The organism is Brevibacterium sp. HMSC07C04, from assembly GCF_001815905.1.
Lineage (GTDB): Bacteria > Actinomycetota > Actinomycetes > Actinomycetales > Brevibacteriaceae > Brevibacterium.
The window spans coordinates 100269-116430 of record NZ_KV823255.1 but is presented as its reverse complement, the minus strand read 5'-3'; the positions used below and the strand labels follow the sequence as shown (position 1 = coordinate 116430).

Annotated in this window: 15 protein-coding genes; 5 read left to right on the top strand and 10 right to left on the bottom strand. The window is 62.1% G+C overall.

Annotated elements, in window-relative coordinates; genetic code table 11:
* Positions 1 to 106: 106 nt before the first annotated feature.
* Entirely contained in the window at positions 107 to 232 is a 126-nt protein-coding gene (locus HMPREF3162_RS12010; RefSeq protein ID WP_256278278.1) for a hypothetical protein, read from the bottom strand.
* A 49-nt stretch (positions 233 to 281) separates the two neighbouring features.
* On the opposite strand from HMPREF3162_RS12010, the gene HMPREF3162_RS05490 reads away from it, so the two are divergent.
* Both HMPREF3162_RS05490 and HMPREF3162_RS05485 read left to right on the top strand, forming a co-directional pair.
* The gene (locus tag HMPREF3162_RS05490; RefSeq protein WP_070777152.1) at positions 282 to 698 is read left to right on the top strand and encodes a hypothetical protein; all 417 of its coding nucleotides are present in this window, start codon (positions 282 to 284) and stop codon (positions 696 to 698) included.
* Between the two features lie 21 nt (positions 699 to 719).
* Complete coding sequence (locus HMPREF3162_RS05485; protein WP_070574333.1) at positions 720 to 1490, top strand: fructosamine kinase family protein; 771 nt, start codon at positions 720 to 722, stop codon at positions 1488 to 1490.
* A 117-nt stretch (positions 1491 to 1607) separates the two neighbouring features.
* On the opposite strand, the gene aceB is transcribed toward HMPREF3162_RS05485, so the two are convergent.
* Together aceB and HMPREF3162_RS05475 are read right to left on the bottom strand one after the other, a co-directional pair.
* Positions 1608 to 3206, bottom strand: coding sequence for a malate synthase A (aceB, locus tag HMPREF3162_RS05480; protein ID WP_070574331.1), 1599 nt, complete (start codon positions 3204 to 3206; stop codon positions 1608 to 1610).
* A gap of 120 nt (positions 3207 to 3326) precedes the next feature.
* Positions 3327 to 4712: an FAD-binding oxidoreductase gene (locus HMPREF3162_RS05475; RefSeq protein ID WP_070574330.1), complete on the bottom strand. Its 1386-nt coding sequence runs from the start codon at positions 4710 to 4712 to the stop codon at positions 3327 to 3329.
* Between the two features lie 145 nt (positions 4713 to 4857).
* Here HMPREF3162_RS05475 and HMPREF3162_RS05470 point away from each other — a divergent pair, with 145 nt between their 5' ends.
* Positions 4858 to 5586, top strand: coding sequence for an IclR family transcriptional regulator (locus tag HMPREF3162_RS05470; protein ID WP_070777151.1), 729 nt, complete (start codon positions 4858 to 4860; stop codon positions 5584 to 5586).
* 82 nt (positions 5587 to 5668) lie between these two features.
* Here the strand turns inward: HMPREF3162_RS05470 and HMPREF3162_RS05465 are convergent, their stop codons facing one another.
* Both HMPREF3162_RS05465 and dapA read right to left on the bottom strand, forming a co-directional pair.
* Complete coding sequence (locus HMPREF3162_RS05465) at positions 5669 to 7369, bottom strand: ribonuclease J (RefSeq protein WP_070574326.1); 1701 nt, start codon at positions 7367 to 7369, stop codon at positions 5669 to 5671.
* Positions 7366 to 8283, bottom strand: a complete 918-nt coding sequence (gene dapA / locus HMPREF3162_RS05460; protein WP_070574325.1) for a 4-hydroxy-tetrahydrodipicolinate synthase — start codon at positions 8281 to 8283, stop codon at positions 7366 to 7368. The genes HMPREF3162_RS05465 and dapA overlap by 4 nt, the downstream gene beginning before the upstream one ends.
* A gap of 73 nt (positions 8284 to 8356) precedes the next feature.
* Between dapA and HMPREF3162_RS05455 the strand changes: the two genes are divergently transcribed.
* Positions 8357 to 9496, top strand: a complete 1140-nt coding sequence (locus tag HMPREF3162_RS05455) for a heparan-alpha-glucosaminide N-acetyltransferase domain-containing protein (RefSeq protein WP_070777172.1) — start codon at positions 8357 to 8359, stop codon at positions 9494 to 9496.
* A 66-nt stretch (positions 9497 to 9562) separates the two neighbouring features.
* Here HMPREF3162_RS05455 and HMPREF3162_RS05450 read toward each other — a convergent pair whose 3' ends face one another.
* The gene (locus HMPREF3162_RS05450; RefSeq protein ID WP_070574321.1) at positions 9563 to 10012 is read right to left on the bottom strand and encodes a hypothetical protein; all 450 of its coding nucleotides are present in this window, start codon (positions 10010 to 10012) and stop codon (positions 9563 to 9565) included.
* A complete protein-coding gene (gene dapB / locus HMPREF3162_RS05445; RefSeq protein WP_083304137.1) occupies positions 10012 to 10752 on the bottom strand; it encodes a 4-hydroxy-tetrahydrodipicolinate reductase in 741 nt (246 codons plus the stop codon). Before dapB ends, HMPREF3162_RS05450 begins: the two co-directional genes overlap by 1 nt.
* A 63-nt stretch (positions 10753 to 10815) precedes the next feature.
* Here dapB and HMPREF3162_RS05440 point away from each other — a divergent pair, with 63 nt between their 5' ends.
* The gene (locus HMPREF3162_RS05440; protein WP_070574320.1) at positions 10816 to 12309 is read left to right on the top strand and encodes a DUF1846 domain-containing protein; all 1494 of its coding nucleotides are present in this window, start codon (positions 10816 to 10818) and stop codon (positions 12307 to 12309) included.
* A 116-nt stretch (positions 12310 to 12425) separates the two neighbouring features.
* On the opposite strand, the gene HMPREF3162_RS05435 is transcribed toward HMPREF3162_RS05440, so the two are convergent.
* The 3 genes from HMPREF3162_RS05435 to HMPREF3162_RS05425 form a co-directional block, all read right to left on the bottom strand.
* The gene (locus HMPREF3162_RS05435) at positions 12426 to 13052 is read right to left on the bottom strand and encodes a superoxide dismutase (RefSeq protein ID WP_070574318.1); all 627 of its coding nucleotides are present in this window, start codon (positions 13050 to 13052) and stop codon (positions 12426 to 12428) included.
* A gap of 96 nt (positions 13053 to 13148) precedes the next feature.
* Complete coding sequence (locus HMPREF3162_RS05430; RefSeq protein ID WP_070777150.1) at positions 13149 to 14807, bottom strand: thiamine pyrophosphate-binding protein; 1659 nt, start codon at positions 14805 to 14807, stop codon at positions 13149 to 13151.
* A 66-nt stretch (positions 14808 to 14873) separates the two neighbouring features.
* A complete protein-coding gene (locus HMPREF3162_RS05425) occupies positions 14874 to 16154 on the bottom strand; it encodes a M16 family metallopeptidase (protein ID WP_070777149.1) in 1281 nt (426 codons plus the stop codon).
* Positions 16155 to 16162 lie beyond the last annotated feature (8 nt).

Below are 16162 nucleotides of genomic sequence, written 5' to 3'. Positions count from 1 at the left end.
TTTGCGCTTACCAGCAGCGGGGGAAGTCGTACTGGTCGCCATGGAACCATATTAGGCCCGCTGGCGGCCCGCGCCGCGTATTCTGCGCTCTGCGGCGTGTAGCGCGTCAATTGGCCAACACGAGGAGAATCATGAACCGCATCTGGTCGCTGCGCTCCTGTTCATCACGGTGCTCTTCCGCGGCATCTACCACCTCATGCGGGCCATCGCGAAGATCCGTGGTGCGAGCCATGAATCGGCCAGCTCTGCATCGACCCCGGCAATAGATTTACACTAAGGATATGGCTTTGAGCTTCCATCGAATTGCGCTTGCAGTGAGCATCTTGATCAGTGCCGCAGCCTGCTTTTGCTTTTATTCTAATTTTCCGTTCGGACCCTATGGCCCACGCGAATATAATCAATATTACGTAGGGGTCACAACTGTTCCTGCTATCGTCGCCGCCGGTTTTATTATTGCGACGAGGGCCATGCGGACAATGTGGGCTGTGATTCTGTCACTGCTCTTGTTCACTGTGCTCTGCACGCTGGCTGGAATGGCTCTTTATCCTTCTGGCCCGAAATGGTCAATAGAGAGCGTCTTTCTTACTCTTCTTTATGTCGCTTTGCCCACCACAGCATCCACCACACTCATTTACGCTATTGCGGCTACAACCAGATGGCTGTACGTCGAAATCCGCGGCAGCGGGTCGAGGTCATAAGGCTGCTCATAGACTGAAGACATGACTTTCACAAAGCAGCGCAACGGTACACCTGCCGGTTTCTTCGAAGCCGAGGCCGCCGGTCTGCGGTGGCTTGCTGAACCGGGAGTCATTCCGGTGGTTCGCGTACTCGGCGTGGCAGATGACCGGCTGGAGCTTCAACGACTGGAGCCTGCCCCATCGACTCCCGAGGCGGCGCGCACCTTTGGTGCGCAGCTGGCCCTCCTGCACAACAGCGGAGCATCCGGGTTCGGCTGGGCGCCCCACTCCCCCGCCTACTTCGGTCCCCTGAGTCAGCCGTTCGAGGTGCCGACGGCACCTCGTGAATCCTTTGGTGAGTTCTGGGCGGAAGATCGTCTGCGCCCGCTGTTGGAACGGACCCGTGGGCAGCTGGGCGACCGGGGCGCAAGCACGGTTGAAGACGCTGTCAACCTCATCGCTGATGGGGCCTACGACGGGATAGCCGGTGGGCCCGCCGAAGATCCGGCACGCGTCCACGGGGATCTGTGGAGCGGGAACCTCATGTGGACGGTCGACGGTGCGGTGCTCATCGACCCGGCGGCCCACGGCGGCCACCGATTAGAGGATTTGGCGATGCTCGCCATGTTCGGTGCGCCTCACCTCGATGAGATCTATGCCGGCTATGAGTCCGAGCACGCCATGCCGAAGAAGTGGCGGAACGACATTCCCGCCCACCAGCTTTTCGGCCTTCTGGCCCACGTTCACCTGTTCGGGTCGATGTACACCCCGGACACGGTTTCTGCCGCGGCAGAGGTTCTGCGCGGCAAGTAGCTGCCACCTGGCAACTGCTCTCCGGCAGAAGCCAGAACACACTGTGGCCCCCGCGAATACTTCGCGAGGGCCACAGTGTGCGAGCGTCAGGCGGAAGGCCTTCAGCTCAGGGCTCCATCAGCCCAGCAGTTCATAGGCGGGAAGGGTGAGAAAGTCGTGGTATTCCTCATCCAGCGCCATTTCGGTGAAGAGCTTGGTTGCCTGCTCGAGGTTGTCACCCGAGAGCTTGGCAGTCTCTTCGTCGATGAGCTTCTGGACGAAGTCCTTCGTGATCTGCTCGCCGGAGTCGTCGAGCTTCACGCCTTCCTTCACCCACTGCCACACCTGGCTGCGCGAGATTTCTGCGGTCGCGGCGTCCTCCATCAGACCGTTGATGGCGGCTGCGCCGTTGCCGTTGAGCCACGACTGGACGTACTGGATGCCCACCGAGATGTTGGTGCGCAGCCCGCCTTCAGTGATCTGGCCGGGAGTGTCCTTCACACTGAGCAGGTCAGTCGCGGAAACGCTGACGTCTTCGCGCTTCTTGTCGATCTGGTTGGGGCGCTCGCCCAGAACCTTGGTGAAGGCTTCCTTACAGGTTTCCACCATTCCGGGGTGGGCAACCCACGAACCGTCGAAGCCGTCGCCGGCCTCACGCGACTTGTCGTTCGTGACCTGGTCGTAGGCCTTCTTGTTGGCTTCTTCATCCTTCGAGGGAATGAAGGCCGACATACCGCCGATGGCGTGCGCGCCGCGCTTGTGGCAGGTGCGCACCAGAAGTTCGGTGTAGGCGCGCATGAACGGAACGGTCATGGTGACCTGGGCGCGGTCCGGGGTGATCCAGTCTTCGCCCTTATTCCTGTGGGTCTTGATGACCGAGAAGATGTAGTCCCAGCGACCGGCGTTCAGACCCGAGGAGTGTTCGCGCAGTTCGTAGAGGATCTCCTCCATTTCGAATGCCGCCGGGTAGGTCTCGATGAGGCAGGTGGCGCGGATGGTGCCGCGCGGAACACCGAGAGCTTCCTGGGCATCAACGAAGATGTTGTTCCACAGGCGCGCTTCCAGGTGCGATTCCATCTTCGGCAGATAGAAGTACGGGCCGCGGCCCTTTTCGATCTGCTTGCGGCCTGCACTTGCGAAGTACAGAACGAAGTCGACGATCGAACCGGAGACGGGGTTGCCGTCCACGAGGATGTGCTTTTCGGTCATGTGCCAGCCGCGGGGGCGGACGATGATGGTGGGCAGCTCTTCATCTGGACGCAGCTTGTATTCCTTGCCGGTCTCTTCGGCAACGAAGTCGATTTCACGGTTGGTCGCGTCAAGCAGGTTGATCTGCCCGCCGATGACGGAATCCCAGGCGGGGGTGTTGGCGTCTTCCTGGTCGGCCAGCCACGCCTTGGCGCCGGAGTTCAGCGCGTTGATCGTCATCTTGCGGTAGGTGGGGCCGGTGACCTCAACACGGCGGTCCTCCAGACCGGGGGCCGGAGGTGCCACCTGCCACGAATCGTCTTCGCGAATGGCCTTGGTCTCTTCAAGGAAGTCGAGCTCGCCGCCTTCGTCCAAGAACTTCTGACGCTCGATGCGCGCCGCCAGGCGCTCCTGGCGTTCGCCTTCGTACTTGCGGTGGAGGTCGGCGATGAGCTGCAGGGCCTCAGCGGTGAGGACCTTGGAGTATTCGGGTTTGAGCTCAGCGGTGATTTCCATGCCTTCAGGAAGCTGCAGATCGGCAGTGGTCATTGTCTGTCTCCTATTCGTGTGATTCCACATTGTGAAATCTTTGATTCACACATTGAAAGATTAGGCGGAAGGTCCCGCTGGAGTCAACAGCCGCCCCAACAGGCCTCCGCATAGCCAGAATCAGGCGTTGGGCTTAGCGTGCGGTCCTACGACAACCATCGTCCCGGGATTGAGAATGCCCTGGGGATCCAGTGCCTTTTTGATGCGCTCGTTGAGTTCGTACACATCGTCGCCCAGGTAGTCCTTCAGCCACGGCTGCTTGAGCTTGCCGACGCCGTGCTCACCCGTGATGGTTCCGCCCAGGTTGATGGCCAGGCTCATAACCTCACCGTAGGCCTTGTTGGCCCGCTCCTCTTCGCCTTCAACAGTGGGGTCGAAGACGACGAGCGGGTGGGTGTTGCCGTCACCGGCGTGGGCCATAACGGGAATGCGCACACCATTGCGCTCTGCGATCTCGGCAATGCCCACAACGAGGTCACCCAGCTTGGGAATGGGGACACCGACGTCCTCCAGAAGGATGGAGCCGGTCTTCTCGATGGCCGGAATTGCATGACGGCGGGCAAAGGCGAACTGCTCACCTTCATCCGGGTCGGTTGTCGACAGGCACTCGGTGGCCCCGGCCGCGTTGCAGATGTCTTCCATCCGCTGCATTTCGAATGCGGCAAACTCTGCAGGTTCATCCGACTGGATGATGAGCATGGCCGCCGCAGCGCGATCCAACCCCATGCGCAGGTCATCTTCAACCGCGTTGATGGTCGCATTGTCCATGAATTCGAGCATGGACGGCTGCATGCCGCGGGTGATGTCGAGCACCGCCTTCGAGGAGCACTCGAGACTGGGGAAGACAGCCACGAGGGTCGAGGGGGTGCGCTGCTTGGGAACCAGCCGCAGGGTGATCTCCACGACGATGCCGAGCGCACCTTCGGAGCCGATGAACAGCTTGGTCAGCGAAAAGCCCGCCACGTCCTTCACGCGCGGACCGCCCAGGGTGATGAGCTTGCCGTCGGCCAGCACCACCTTCAGACCCAGAACGTAGTCCGTTGTGACACCGTACTTCACGCAGCACAGACCGCCGGCGTTGGTCGAAATATTGCCGCCGATCGAACAGAACTCGCGCGAAGCAGGGTCCGGCGGGTACCACAGCCCCTCTGCCTGCGCCGCAGCATTGACCTCCCCGTTGTACGCGCCGGGCTGCACGACGGCCGTGCGGGTTGCGACGTCGATGGTGATGTCGCGCATCTTGTCCAGGGAGATGACGATGGCGCCGTCCTGCGCGGTCGAACCGCCGGACAGACCGGAACCGGCACCACGGGGAATGACGGGAACGTCATGCTCGGCGGCCCAGCGAACTGCAGTCTGCACGTGTTCGGCACTGCGAGCCCGCACAACGGCCAGCGGCATTCCGGCATTGGGATCGTTCGCGCGGTCGCGACGGTACGCCTCCATCTGGTCTGGATTGACGGTGACAACACCGTCGGGCAGGGAGGAGATCAGTTCTTCGAGCATCGGCCCACCTTTTGACTATCAGCGGCATTTTGCGTATAGGCAGCAGAGTCTGAAAATGAATTTTCATTTCCATCTAGCGAAATCAATATACTACCCTAGATGTGTTATACATCGCACCGGTTTGTGCGTGCAGCAAGGAGGCACAATGGCACCGACGTCGCGAGTCCAATCGGTTGACCGCACCCTCGACGTACTCGAAGCGCTCGGCTCCATGGGCGGGGCCGCCCGCTCGATCGACCTTGCAGAACAGCTGAACCTGCCCGCCCCGACAGTTCACCGAATCCTTGCGACCCTGTCAGCCCGAGGCTATGTGGGCCAGCTTCCCGACAAGCGCTATTCCCTGGGAGCAGCCCTCATTCGACTGGGAGCGCAGGCAGCGTCCCAGGTCGGCTATGACCTCCAGCCGATCCTCGACCGCCTGGCCGAAGAACTCGGAGAGACCGTCAACCTCGCTTTTATGCAGGGCACGACCATGACCTACGTTGCCCAGGCCGCGTCCCGCCGATCCATGCGAATGTTCACAGAAGTCGGCGCCCGGGTTCCCATGCACAGTTCGGGCGTGGGCAAAGCGACACTGGCCCACCTGCAACCCGGTGAAGTGGACGCGATACTCGGCTCCGCCTCGGCAGCTGATGACCAGGCGTTGCGCGCGGAGCTCACTCTGAGCCGAGAACGCGGATTCGCCCTTGATGACGAAGAGCAGGAAGTGGGCGTTCGCTGCCTGGCCGTTCATGTGCCCGGCGCACCGGTGCCAGCCGCGCTGTCAACATCATCGCCGACTTCCCGCCTGACAGAAGACGTCTACGATTCTGTGGCCAAGGCGCTGCACACCGCCGCGGCAAAGCTGACCGCAGTGTGGGCTTCTCGGCACTGAAGCACGCTCCAACATGCCTCATATAAACAGGCTGGGCGAGGGGTACTTCCCTCGCCCAGCCAGCAGGTCTTGGCTTCGGTGCTCAGTCCTCGCCGCCGACAAGCACCACCATCGGCACGATCATGGGGCCGCGGCGCAGCTTGGTCGACAGCCAGCGGCCAATGGTGCGGCGGATGATCTGCTGCAGACGGTGCTGATTCTTCACTCCGTCGTCCAGAGCGTCCTCCACCGCCTTGGCGATCTTCGGCTTGATGGTGTCGAACACGCGGTCGTGCTCAGCGACACCCCGCGTGTGGATTTCCGGTCCGGCAACGATTTCGCGGTTCTTCACATCGATCGTCATGAAGATCGACACAAAGCCCTCGCCGGCAAGCACGCGGCGGTCGCGCAGATCGTCTTCCGTGACATAGCCGACCGATTTGCCGTCAACGAAGACGTACTCACACGGCACGGCCCCGACAATTGAGGCCTGCCCGTTCTTGAGGTCGACAACCCAGCCGTCATCAGCCACGACGACCTTCTCCTTGGGCACCCCGGTGTCCATCGCCAGTTTGGCGTTGGCCAGCATGTGGCGCCATTCGCCGTGCACCGGCATAACGCCTCTGGGTTTGACGATGTTATAGGCGTACAGGAGCTCACCTGCCGAAGCGTGGCCGGAGACGTGAACCGCGGCGTTGCCCTTGTGGATGACGGTTGCGCCCAAGCGCATCAGACCGTTGATCACGCGGGACACTGAGTTTTCGTTCCCGGGGATAAGCGAACTTGCCAAGATGACGGTGTCGTCTTCGTTGAGGTCGATCTGGTGGGTGCCGTTGGCCATGCGCGACAGTGCGGCCATGGGCTCGCCCTGAGAACCGGTGCACATGAGCACAACCTGGTCTTCGGGAAGATCGTCAACCTGTTTGAGATCGATGATGGAGCCCGCGGGCGCTTTGAGATAGCCGAGCTCCTGGGCGATCTTCATATTCCGCACCATGGAGCGGCCGACAAAGGCCACTTTGCGACCGTGGGCGACTGCGGCTTCGAGAACCTGCTGCACGCGGTGGACGTGCGATGCAAAGGACGCCACGATCACCCGGCGCGATGCGTGGCTGAACTGCTGTTCGAGGACCCGCCCGATATTGCGCTCATGAGCGGTGAAGCCGGGAACTTCCGCATTCGTGGAATCAGTGAGGAAAAGGTCAACACCTTCTTCTCCGACCCTGGCGAAAGAGCGCAGGTCTGTTATCCGCCCATCCAGCGGCAGCTGGTCCATTTTGAAGTCGCCGGTGTGCAGGATGGTTCCCGCGTCTGTGCGCAGGAAAACGGCAAGAGCATCAGGAATCGAATGGTTGACGGCAATGAATTCAAGGTCGAACGGACCGAGCTTTTCGCGGTCGCCTTCGGACACGACTTTCGTTCTGGCCCTCACACGGTGCTCTTTGAGCTTCGGCTCCACGAGAGCCAGTGTCAGAGTCGAGCCGAGGATCGGGACGTCGCGGCCCAGCTTGCGCAGCAAATACGGCACAGCACCGATGTGATCTTCGTGGCCGTGGGTCAGCGCAATGCCGACAACGTCTTTTTCCCGCCCGTCGAGGTACGAGAAGTCCGGCAGGATGAGATCGACTCCCGGCTGTTCTTCTTCGGGAAAGAGCACACCGGCATCGATGATGAGGAGCTTGCCGCCGGTCTCGAAGACCGTCATGTTGCGCCCAACCTCACCGAGACCGCCGAGAGCTACGATCCGCAGGGCGTTGGTGTCGACCTTCGGGGGTGTTCCGAGGTCGGTTGGCAGTTCAATCACTGAAGAAAACCGTGTCCTTCCAATGTTCGGCGCAGGAAGTCGACCTGTTCTGGCGTGGCCGGCAGAAGAGGCATGCGCACTGCGCGGGAGGGAATCACGCCCATGAGTTCAAGACAGGCCTTAGCGGAAACCACCCCGGGCATGTGATTCATGATTGCGTCGACCACAGGAACAAGGTCCAGGGCCAGGCGGCGAGCCGAGGCGATGTCATTCGCAGCGACCAGATCCACCATTTCAGACAGAGGACGGGCGACTACGTGCCCGGCGACCGACACTACGCCGACGGCGCCGGCGGCAAGCAGCGGCAGGTTGAGGGCGTCTTCGCCCGAGTAGTAGACGAGGTCGGTTTTCGCCATGACCTCGATAGACGATGCGATATCGCCCTTGGCATCTTTGACCGCCAGGATTGTAGGACAATCGGCAAGCTCGATCAGCGTTTCGGCTTCAATGGGAACACCCGAACGGCCTGGAATGTCATAGAGCATCAGCGGCAGGTCCGAAGCCCCGGCGACTGCCCGCATGTGCGCAGCGATCGCCGCCTGCGATGGCTTGGAGTAGTACGGGGTGACGGCCAGAAGTCCGTGGGCTCCGGCTTCGACGGCCTGTTCGACATTGGCGATACTGCTGCGCGTGTCGTTTGTGCCGATGCCCGCGACAATGCGCACGTGCTCGGGAACAGCTTCTTTCACCGCGCGCAGCAGGTCGCCCTTTTCGTCAAATGACGTTGTTGGAGATTCGCCAGTGGTGCCGGAGACGACCAGCATGTCGTTGCCCGTGTTCACCAGGTGTTCGGCCACCGCCTGCGCCGCATCGAAGTCGACGTCTTCGCCCTTGAAGGGCGTCAGCATAGCCGTACCAACGCGACCGAAAGCGGCGGTCGCCTGCGCTGCTTGTGAATCTCCCTGTGTAGCCATGCCTCCTACTGTACCGTCAGCGGCTGGGGCTGTGCTTCCTCACTCGGCGGCGGACCGTGGCACAATCACAAGCATGAACCCGATTGACAGGGTCTTTCCGCAGGGGCGTCTGCTCTGGATTGATGCGGCCCGCGGCTCAGCTCTCTTCGGCATGGTCGTCACCCATGTCTACCGTCTCAATACTGACGACTTCGAACCGACCTGGGCCGTGATGTTCGCCGGTCGTTCAAGCGCCCTGTTTGCTGTTCTGGCCGGGTTTTCGCTCGTTCTGGCCTCACAGTCACGATCACTGTCCACCCCGGGCAAAGCCATCGCAGCCGCGGTTGTTCGCGGGGTCATCATCTTCACGGTAGGTCTGTTGCTCGGCACCATCAGCACTCGCCTGGCAATCATTCTGACCGTCTACGGTTTCCTGTTCATCGCAGCCTCTGTCCTGCTGCCCCTGCGCGGGCGCACGCTGGCAGCACTGGCTGCCGTGTGGCTTGTGGCTTCCCCCTTCGCCTCCCACGCCATCCGTGCGCATTGGCAGCTCGAACAGGACCTCGCGGTCCCAAGCCTCTATTCGCTTTTCGATCCGGTGGGCCTTCTGCAGTCAATTGTCCTCACCGGCTACTATCCGGCGCTGCAGTGGATGAGCTACATCCTCGTGGGCATGGCCTTAGCGCACGTCCGCTGGTCACGGCAGTCCGCGATAACAGCGACAGCCGCGGGCTTGGGAGCAGCCGTCATGGCTCCAGCCGTCTCGAGCCTGCTGATGGTGTGGCACGGCTGGGAGGTGCTTTCGGCTTCGGCAGCCGAGAAACCGGGCCTTCTCGAACAGGCCACGCTCTACGGCAACTGGGGAACCGTCCCCACCGACACCCCGTGGTGGCTAGCAGTAAGCGGACCGCACACCGGCACTCCCCTGGACCTCATCGGCACAGCGGGGGCAGCGGCGGCGGCCATCGGCGTGTTCTGCCTGCTGTTCATCAGCTTCCCCGTGGCCGCCGCGCGGCTGCTGCTGCCGCTGCACGCACCGGGCTCAATGACACTCACCGTATATTCGCTGCACGTCGTTCTGCTTGAACTGACGAAGGGCATGGACCCCACCGCGGAGTACGCCGTCCACGCGGTCGTGCTCATCGGCATTGCCGTGGTGTGGAAGGCTGTCATCTCACGGCGCGGACCGCTGGAGGCAGCTGCATCCGCGGCTGTGCGTCTGACGGTGCGCTGAAGTCGAATAATGCGGGACCGCCTGAGCTGAGACTGGCTGCGGTCAGATTTCAGGCAGCCGCCGTAGTCAGCCGCGGGTGGTTCGCTCCATGCTGATGGCTTTGCGCATGGTGCTGCGGGCGCGCCGACGATCCCCCGCCGCGTCATAGGCCATCGACAGGCGGAACCACGAGCGCCAGTCGCCGGGGGCTTCTTCTGCTTCGCGGGCGAAGAGTTCAAACTGCTCGTCAGCGGCTTCGCGAACAATCCGCCCGCCCGGCGTGCGAGGAAGATCGTCGGGCGGCAGACCGCCTTCCGCGGCAAGCTGCCTGCCCAGGCGCTCAATGCGAGCACCGAAGAGGAGCTCGACGATGAGCGCCCACGCGCCGATGATCGGCAGCGCGAGCAGTGCCACGGCAAGCACCTTCGCGACGATGCTGGGTTCACGCAGCATGATGGCGCCTCGCTGCACCATGAAGATGAGGTAGAGGGCCAGCAGCGCCGAAATGACTGTCGCCCCGATCTTCGCCTTGGACATCAGAGGTACTTTTCGAGCCCCACCGTCAGACCGGGGTGCTGATCAACCTTTCTGACAGCCGTGATGATTCCCGGCATAAAGGCCTCGGTCGAGTGCGAATCGGTGCGGATGGTCAGCGCTTCATGTGCCGAGCCGAAGTGGATCTCCTCTGAGGCGTTCATCCCCAGCTGGCGGACGGCGTGAACATGAATGCCGTCGACCACGGCCCCACGGGCACCGTGAGGGTCTTCTTCGGTTGCATCGGGAACGTCCGGCAGGCCTACATCGCTGCGCACCGCGGCAATCCGCTGGGCTGTTGAGACTGCTGTGCCGGAGGGGGCATCGAGTTTCCGCGTGTGGTGTATTTCGATGACCTCCGCGGATTCGAAATAGGGCGCGGCAAGTTCAGCGAACTGCATGGCCAAGACCGCACCGATTGAAAAGTTCGGGGCGATGAGAACACCGACGTCCGGATGCTGCTGCGCAAGCTCTGCCAGGCGCTGCAGACGTTCCTCACTCCACCCGGTCGTGCCGACAACACAGTGAATGCCGCGGCTGACCAGAAAGTGAACATTGTCCTCCGTTGATTTGGGCACGGTGAGTTCAACAGCGACTTCAGCCCCGGCTTCTACGACGGACGAAAGATCGTCTTCACGGCCGATCGTCGCCACCAACTCCATGCCGTCGGCTGCCTTCACTGCTTCGACGGCGTGCGAGCCCATACGTCCTGATGCTCCGATGACTCCGACTTTGACTGCCACGTGATTCCTTTCTGTTGGTCAGACCCATTTTGTCATCCCACCGCGGTGTTAATATCAAAGACCATGCAGGCTCCCCTCGGATTCGACAGCGCAGAATACATCCGCCAACAGTCAGCACACATTGCCCAGCGACGCCGGGACATCGGCGGCAAGCTCTACCTCGAAATGGGCGGCAAGCTCTTCGACGACCATCACGCCTCACGGGTTCTGCCGGGCTTCACCCCGAACAACAAACTGGCCATGCTTGCCGAACTGAAAGACGAACTCGAAATCCTCGTCTGCGTCAGCGCCCGCGATCTGGACCGCCACAAAATGCGCGCTGATTTGGGAATCAGCTACGAGGACGACGTTCTCCGCCTGATCGACGCCTTCCGCGAAGAGGGCTTCACCGTGGACAACATCGTCATGACGCAGCTGGACGAAGGCAACCTCAAAGCCCGCGAATTCATCACCAAGCTCGAACGGCTGGGGCTCACCGTTGCCCGGCACGTGACCATTCCCGGATACCCGAGCAACACCTCGCTCATCATGAGCGAAGACGGCTTCGGCCAAAACGACTGGGTCGAAACCACCCGGGACCTCATCGTCGTCACCGGCCCCGGCCCGGGATCGGGCAAGCTCGCCACGTGCCTGTCGCAGCTCTACCTCGACAGCCGCCGCGGCATCACCTCCGGCTACGCGAAGTTCGAAACTTTTCCCATCTGGAACCTTCCCCTGGACCACCCGGTCAATCTCGCCTACGAGGCCGCGACGGCTGATCTCGACGACATCAACGTCATCGATGCCTACCACCTCCGCGCCCACGGCAGGGAAGCTACGAGCTACAACCGCGATATTGAAGTGTTCCCGCTGCTGAAAGCCACCCTCGAAGAGCTCTACGGGGAATCTCCCTACCAGTCCCCCACCGACATGGGCGTCAACATGGCGGGCATGTGCATCAGCGATGACGACATCGTCCGCCAGGCCGCCGAGCAGGAGATCATCCGCCGCTACTTCACCGCACTCGCCGACGAGCGCCGAGAAAACCTCGACGACACCGTTTCTGAGCGGATTGCCGTGATCATGCGCAAAGCACACATCACTGAGGCGGACCGGCCGATCATCGGCATTGCCCAGAACCTCGAAGCATCAACCGGTCAGCCCGCATCGGCCATGCAGCTGCACGACGGCACGATCATCACCGGCAAAACCTCCGAACTGCTGGGGTGTTCCGCGGCGATGCTGCTCAACGCTCTGAAGCACCTGGCGGGCATCGACGCGGACGTCCACCTGCTGCAGCCGGAGAACATTGAGCCCATACAGACGCTCAAGACCCAGCATTTGGGCAGCCGCAACCCCCGTCTGCACATGGACGAAGTCCTCATTGCGCTGTCTGCCTCGGCAACGGCTGACCACCACGCCGCCGCTGCGCTGGATAGGCTCAAAGAGCTGCGCAGCTGCGATGTGCACACAACAACTCTGCTCGGCTCGGTCGACCAAGAGGTGTTCCGCAATCTGCAGATGCGCGTGACCTCAGACCCCAAATACCAGCGAAAGTCCCTCTACCACAAGCGCTGAATCTGAGCGGGCTGGCGCAGCGGCAGTGCAGCCGCCGTGCCCAGCACACGAGACGGACAGACACAGAAAAGGCGGGGAACAGTGAGACTGTTCCCCGCCTTCTGTGCGTGGAGCTATCAGCCCAGCAGGAGGCCTTCGCCCTGCTTGCGTGCGCGCTCGAAGCGAGCCTGTACGTCTTCCCAGTTCACAACGTTCCACCAGGCCTTGACGTAGTCGGCCTTGACATTCTTGTAGTCGAGGTAGAAAGCGTGCTCCCACATGTCCAGCTGCAGCAGCGGGACGTAGCCCATCTGCACATTGCCCTGCTGGTCATACAGCTGCTCGATGGTGAGAGCCTGGCCCAGCAGGTCCCAACCGAGAACAGCCCAGCCGGAGCCCTGGATGCTGGTGGCAACAGCTTCGAAGTGACCGCGGAACTTGTCGAAATCGCCGAAGGCGTCATCGAGAGCCGAAGCGAGTTCGCCGGTCGGCTTGTCGCCGCCGTCCGGGGACATGTTGTTCCAGAAGATGGAGTGGTTGACGTGGCCGCCGAGGTTGAAGGAGAGGTCCTTCGATGCCTTGGCAGCGGCTGCGAAGTCGCCCTTGTCGCGTGCTTCGGCCTGCTTCTCAAGTGCAGTGTTCGCACCGTTGACGTAGGTCTGGTGGTGCTTGCTGTGGTGCAGCTCCATGATCTGTGCCGAAATGTGCGGCTCCAGAGCTGCGTAGTCGTAGGAAAGATCGGGAAGTTCGTACTTGACGGTCATGTCTTCCTCCTAAGAAGTCAACGAGCGACGTCTGTCGCTATCGCTTTCGAGCCTATCGAAGCTCGTCACCTGCTACAACGGCGCCTGTCCGGCCCGTTATTCCATATGCACCGGACGCGCCGACGGTTTTGACTTGCCGAACTGCGGATTGTTGACCAGATACTCGGCTGTGGGCGAATGTTCGTCCATGACGAACAGGCGGGGTGCTTGTGCTTCGCGCGCCTCGGCCAAACCTGTCGCCAACTGCGAGGCGTCGGTGACTTTCTGCGCTTGCATACCCAGCGCGTTCGCCAGGGCAACGAAGTCCGGCCTGCCCAGCGCAACGGCTGTCGGCGCATCACCGCGTTCGAGCATTTCGCGGGCGATTTCGCCATAGCCGCCATTGTCGATGATGATGAACGACACTGCCAGCCGGTGCTCCACCGCTGCCATGAGCTCCTGGATAGTGAACATCGCCCCGCCGTCGCCTGCAACCGCGATGACCTCATCACTCGGACGGCCGAACTTGGCGCCGATGCCGGCCGGCAGGCTATAGCCCAGAGTTCCGCCGCCTGCCGGGTACAGATAGCGGTCACCTTCACGCAGTCGGACACCCAGCTGCAGACCGTAATAGCACGACATGGACGAATCGCCCACCAAAGTCAGCGAACCGTCAATCGTCTGCCGGTGAATGTTGAGTGCTTCAGTCAGGGCCTTAAACGGTTTGTGCCACTCAGAGCGTTCAGCTTCGATTTCCTGTGTCAGCGGTTGCGACCACAGCTCGCCTTCCGCAGGCTGCCCGGTGAGCCTGTCGACAAGACCGGCCACAGCCTCCTCGGCACGGGCCAGAAGCTGATGTGACGGTGCGGCGTTGGTGATCATGGCGCGCTGGTCGATGTCGATGCGCACAACGGTTTCCGGCAGCCGCATGCCGGGGTCCCAGAATTCACTCGGAGCGAGCTCCGTGCCCACCGCGATGAGCGCATCCGATTCCCCCAGCAACGTGTGGAAGGCTGCCAGGCCGCCGATGGCGCCGATCCGGTTGGGCGATTCGAGAACTCCCATGCCCGCGGTCGTTTCCACAATTGGAGCGCCCAGCGCTTCCGCCAGCTGCGCGGTTGCCCGACCGGCGCCTCGTGAACCTCCCCCTGCGATCAGCAGCGGCTTCTTTGCGGCTTCAAGTGACGCGGCAGCAGAGTCCAGGGCAGCTTCGTCCAGCGGCAGCCGCACATCTGCGGACACCGGCTGCACGGGTGTGTGCGGCCCGTCCTCCTCGATGACATCCAGTGGGATTTCCAAGTAGACGGGCTTGTTCCGGCCCGTGGTCATCGTCGCAAACGCATAAGCGACCGCCTGTGGGATTTCGCCGGGCGATGTCACACGCACCGACGATTCCACAATCGAATCGAAAACACCCGACTGCGAGCGGACCTCGTGCAGCAGGCCATTGCCCAGACCGGGGTGGCGCACGGGAACACCCGGGCTGATCAACAGCACCGGAACCGAATCCGAGTGCGCCTGCAGCATGGCTGCCGCAGCGTTGAGCGCAGCTGGTCCGGTGGTTGTGATGAGCACAGACGGCTTGCCTGAAACCCGTGCCGAACCATCGGCCGCATAGCCGCCGCCCTGTTCGTGCCGAGGCGTGATGACGCGTATTCCCTCACTGTGCAGGCCCGCGAAGATCTCAAGGTTGTGCGTGCCGGGAATGCCGTATACCTGTTCAATGCCGTGTGCTTTGAGGGCCGCGGCAAGCTGGCGTCCGCCGGTGGTGTTCATCGTCGTCCTTTCGCTCAGTGGCATCGAGTGCGCAGAAGCTGTTGATGGGGAAGGGTGTTCGAAGTATCAGAAGTCGAGGTCGTCACGCGGACCGACCGTCGCCAGGGCCCACTCGCTGCTGAAAAGACGCGCGGCGAGTTCCCGCACGTCCTCCGGGGTCACCGAGCGGGTCCGCCCGACGATTTCGTCAGTCGTCAGCAGCGGCTGTCCGGTCAGCTCACTGCGGCCCAAACGGTTCATCCGAACCGCCGAACTCTCCATGGCGAGCACAGCCGAAGCCGCGCTGGTAGAGGCGGTGTCTGCCACCTCGGCAGGGGTCGGCCCGTTTTCGGCCAGTTCGGCGCATTCCGCTCGGATCAGCCGCAGGACCTCTGGGGCATCTTCCGGGGCACAGCCGGCGTAGATGCCGAAGTCACCGATATCGCTGAACTGGGAGCCCGCGCAGTGCACCGAATAGGCAAGGCCGCGCTCTTCGCGGATGCTCTGAAACAGCCGCGAGGACATTCCCCCTCCCAAAAGCATCTGCAGAACCGCAAGAGTGAAGCGGTCCGGGTGGCCCAGGTGCAGGCCCTCAACCCCTGCCAGCAGCACCTGCTGTTCGGTCGGCTTGACCAAGGCGCTGCGATCGGCGTGGAAGACAGGTGCCGGTTCGCCTGCGTGCACAGCTGCCGAGGTGCCGCCCACCGGGGCGGGCAGATGCTCCGCTGCCCGCCGGCACGCCTGAACTACGGCTTCGTGCCCTGCTCCTCCGGCGGCGGCAATGACAATGCGCGGACCGGTATAGGCGTGCGCGTAGTGTTCGACGAGTTCGCGTTGGTCCAGCTGTTCGATCCGCTGTTTCGTGGCTCCCACGGGCCGGCCGAGGCCGGAACCGCGGTAGATGATCGAATCGTAGTGTTCGTAGAGAACATCGACCGGATCATCAGCCGCCATTGCCAGTTCATCGATGATGACTTTGCGCTCGCGTTCGAACTCCACTGGGTCCAGAAGCGAATTGAACACCATGTCGCAGAGCACTTCAGCTGCACGGTCGAGGTCGTCGATGAGACAGCGAGAATAGTAGGCGGTGTACTCCTTTGCGGTCACCGCATTGGCTTCCCCGCCGAGCCTGTCGAATTCCCGCGCTATGTCCCTTGCCGTGCGCTGTCGGGTTCCCTTGAACAGCATGTGCTCGAGGAAGTGAGTGGAACCGGCAGTAGGTTCTGTTTCGCTGCGCGAACCCGAGCCAACCCAGATGCCGATGGTCTCCGAGCCCAGGCCCGGCATCGTCTCCGTAATGACGCGGATACCAGACGGGAGGACAGTGCGGGCAACCGCACTGTCCTCCCGGTGAAGAGGTTCAGTCAAGACCGGAG

Coding starts and splice junctions, on each gene's coding strand:
- HMPREF3162_RS12010 (WP_256278278.1), bottom strand. CDS start 232: ATGGCTCGCACCACGGATCTTCGCGATGGCCCGCATGAGGTGGTAGAT.
- HMPREF3162_RS05490 (WP_070777152.1), top strand. CDS start 282: ATGGCTTTGAGCTTCCATCGAATTGCGCTTGCAGTGAGCATCTTGATC.
- HMPREF3162_RS05485 (WP_070574333.1), top strand. CDS start 720: ATGACTTTCACAAAGCAGCGCAACGGTACACCTGCCGGTTTCTTCGAA.
- aceB (WP_070574331.1), bottom strand. CDS start 3,206: ATGACCACTGCCGATCTGCAGCTTCCTGAAGGCATGGAAATCACCGCT.
- HMPREF3162_RS05475 (WP_070574330.1), bottom strand. CDS start 4,712: ATGCTCGAAGAACTGATCTCCTCCCTGCCCGACGGTGTTGTCACCGTC.
- HMPREF3162_RS05470 (WP_070777151.1), top strand. CDS start 4,858: ATGGCACCGACGTCGCGAGTCCAATCGGTTGACCGCACCCTCGACGTA.
- dapA (WP_070574325.1), bottom strand. CDS start 8,283: ATGGCTACACAGGGAGATTCACAAGCAGCGCAGGCGACCGCCGCTTTC.
- HMPREF3162_RS05455 (WP_070777172.1), top strand. CDS start 8,357: ATGAACCCGATTGACAGGGTCTTTCCGCAGGGGCGTCTGCTCTGGATT.
- HMPREF3162_RS05450 (WP_070574321.1), bottom strand. CDS start 10,012: ATGTCCAAGGCGAAGATCGGGGCGACAGTCATTTCGGCGCTGCTGGCC.
- HMPREF3162_RS05440 (WP_070574320.1), top strand. CDS start 10,816: ATGCAGGCTCCCCTCGGATTCGACAGCGCAGAATACATCCGCCAACAG.
- HMPREF3162_RS05435 (WP_070574318.1), bottom strand. CDS start 13,052: ATGACCGTCAAGTACGAACTTCCCGATCTTTCCTACGACTACGCAGCT.
- HMPREF3162_RS05430 (WP_070777150.1), bottom strand. CDS start 14,807: ATGAACACCACCGGCGGACGCCAGCTTGCCGCGGCCCTCAAAGCACAC.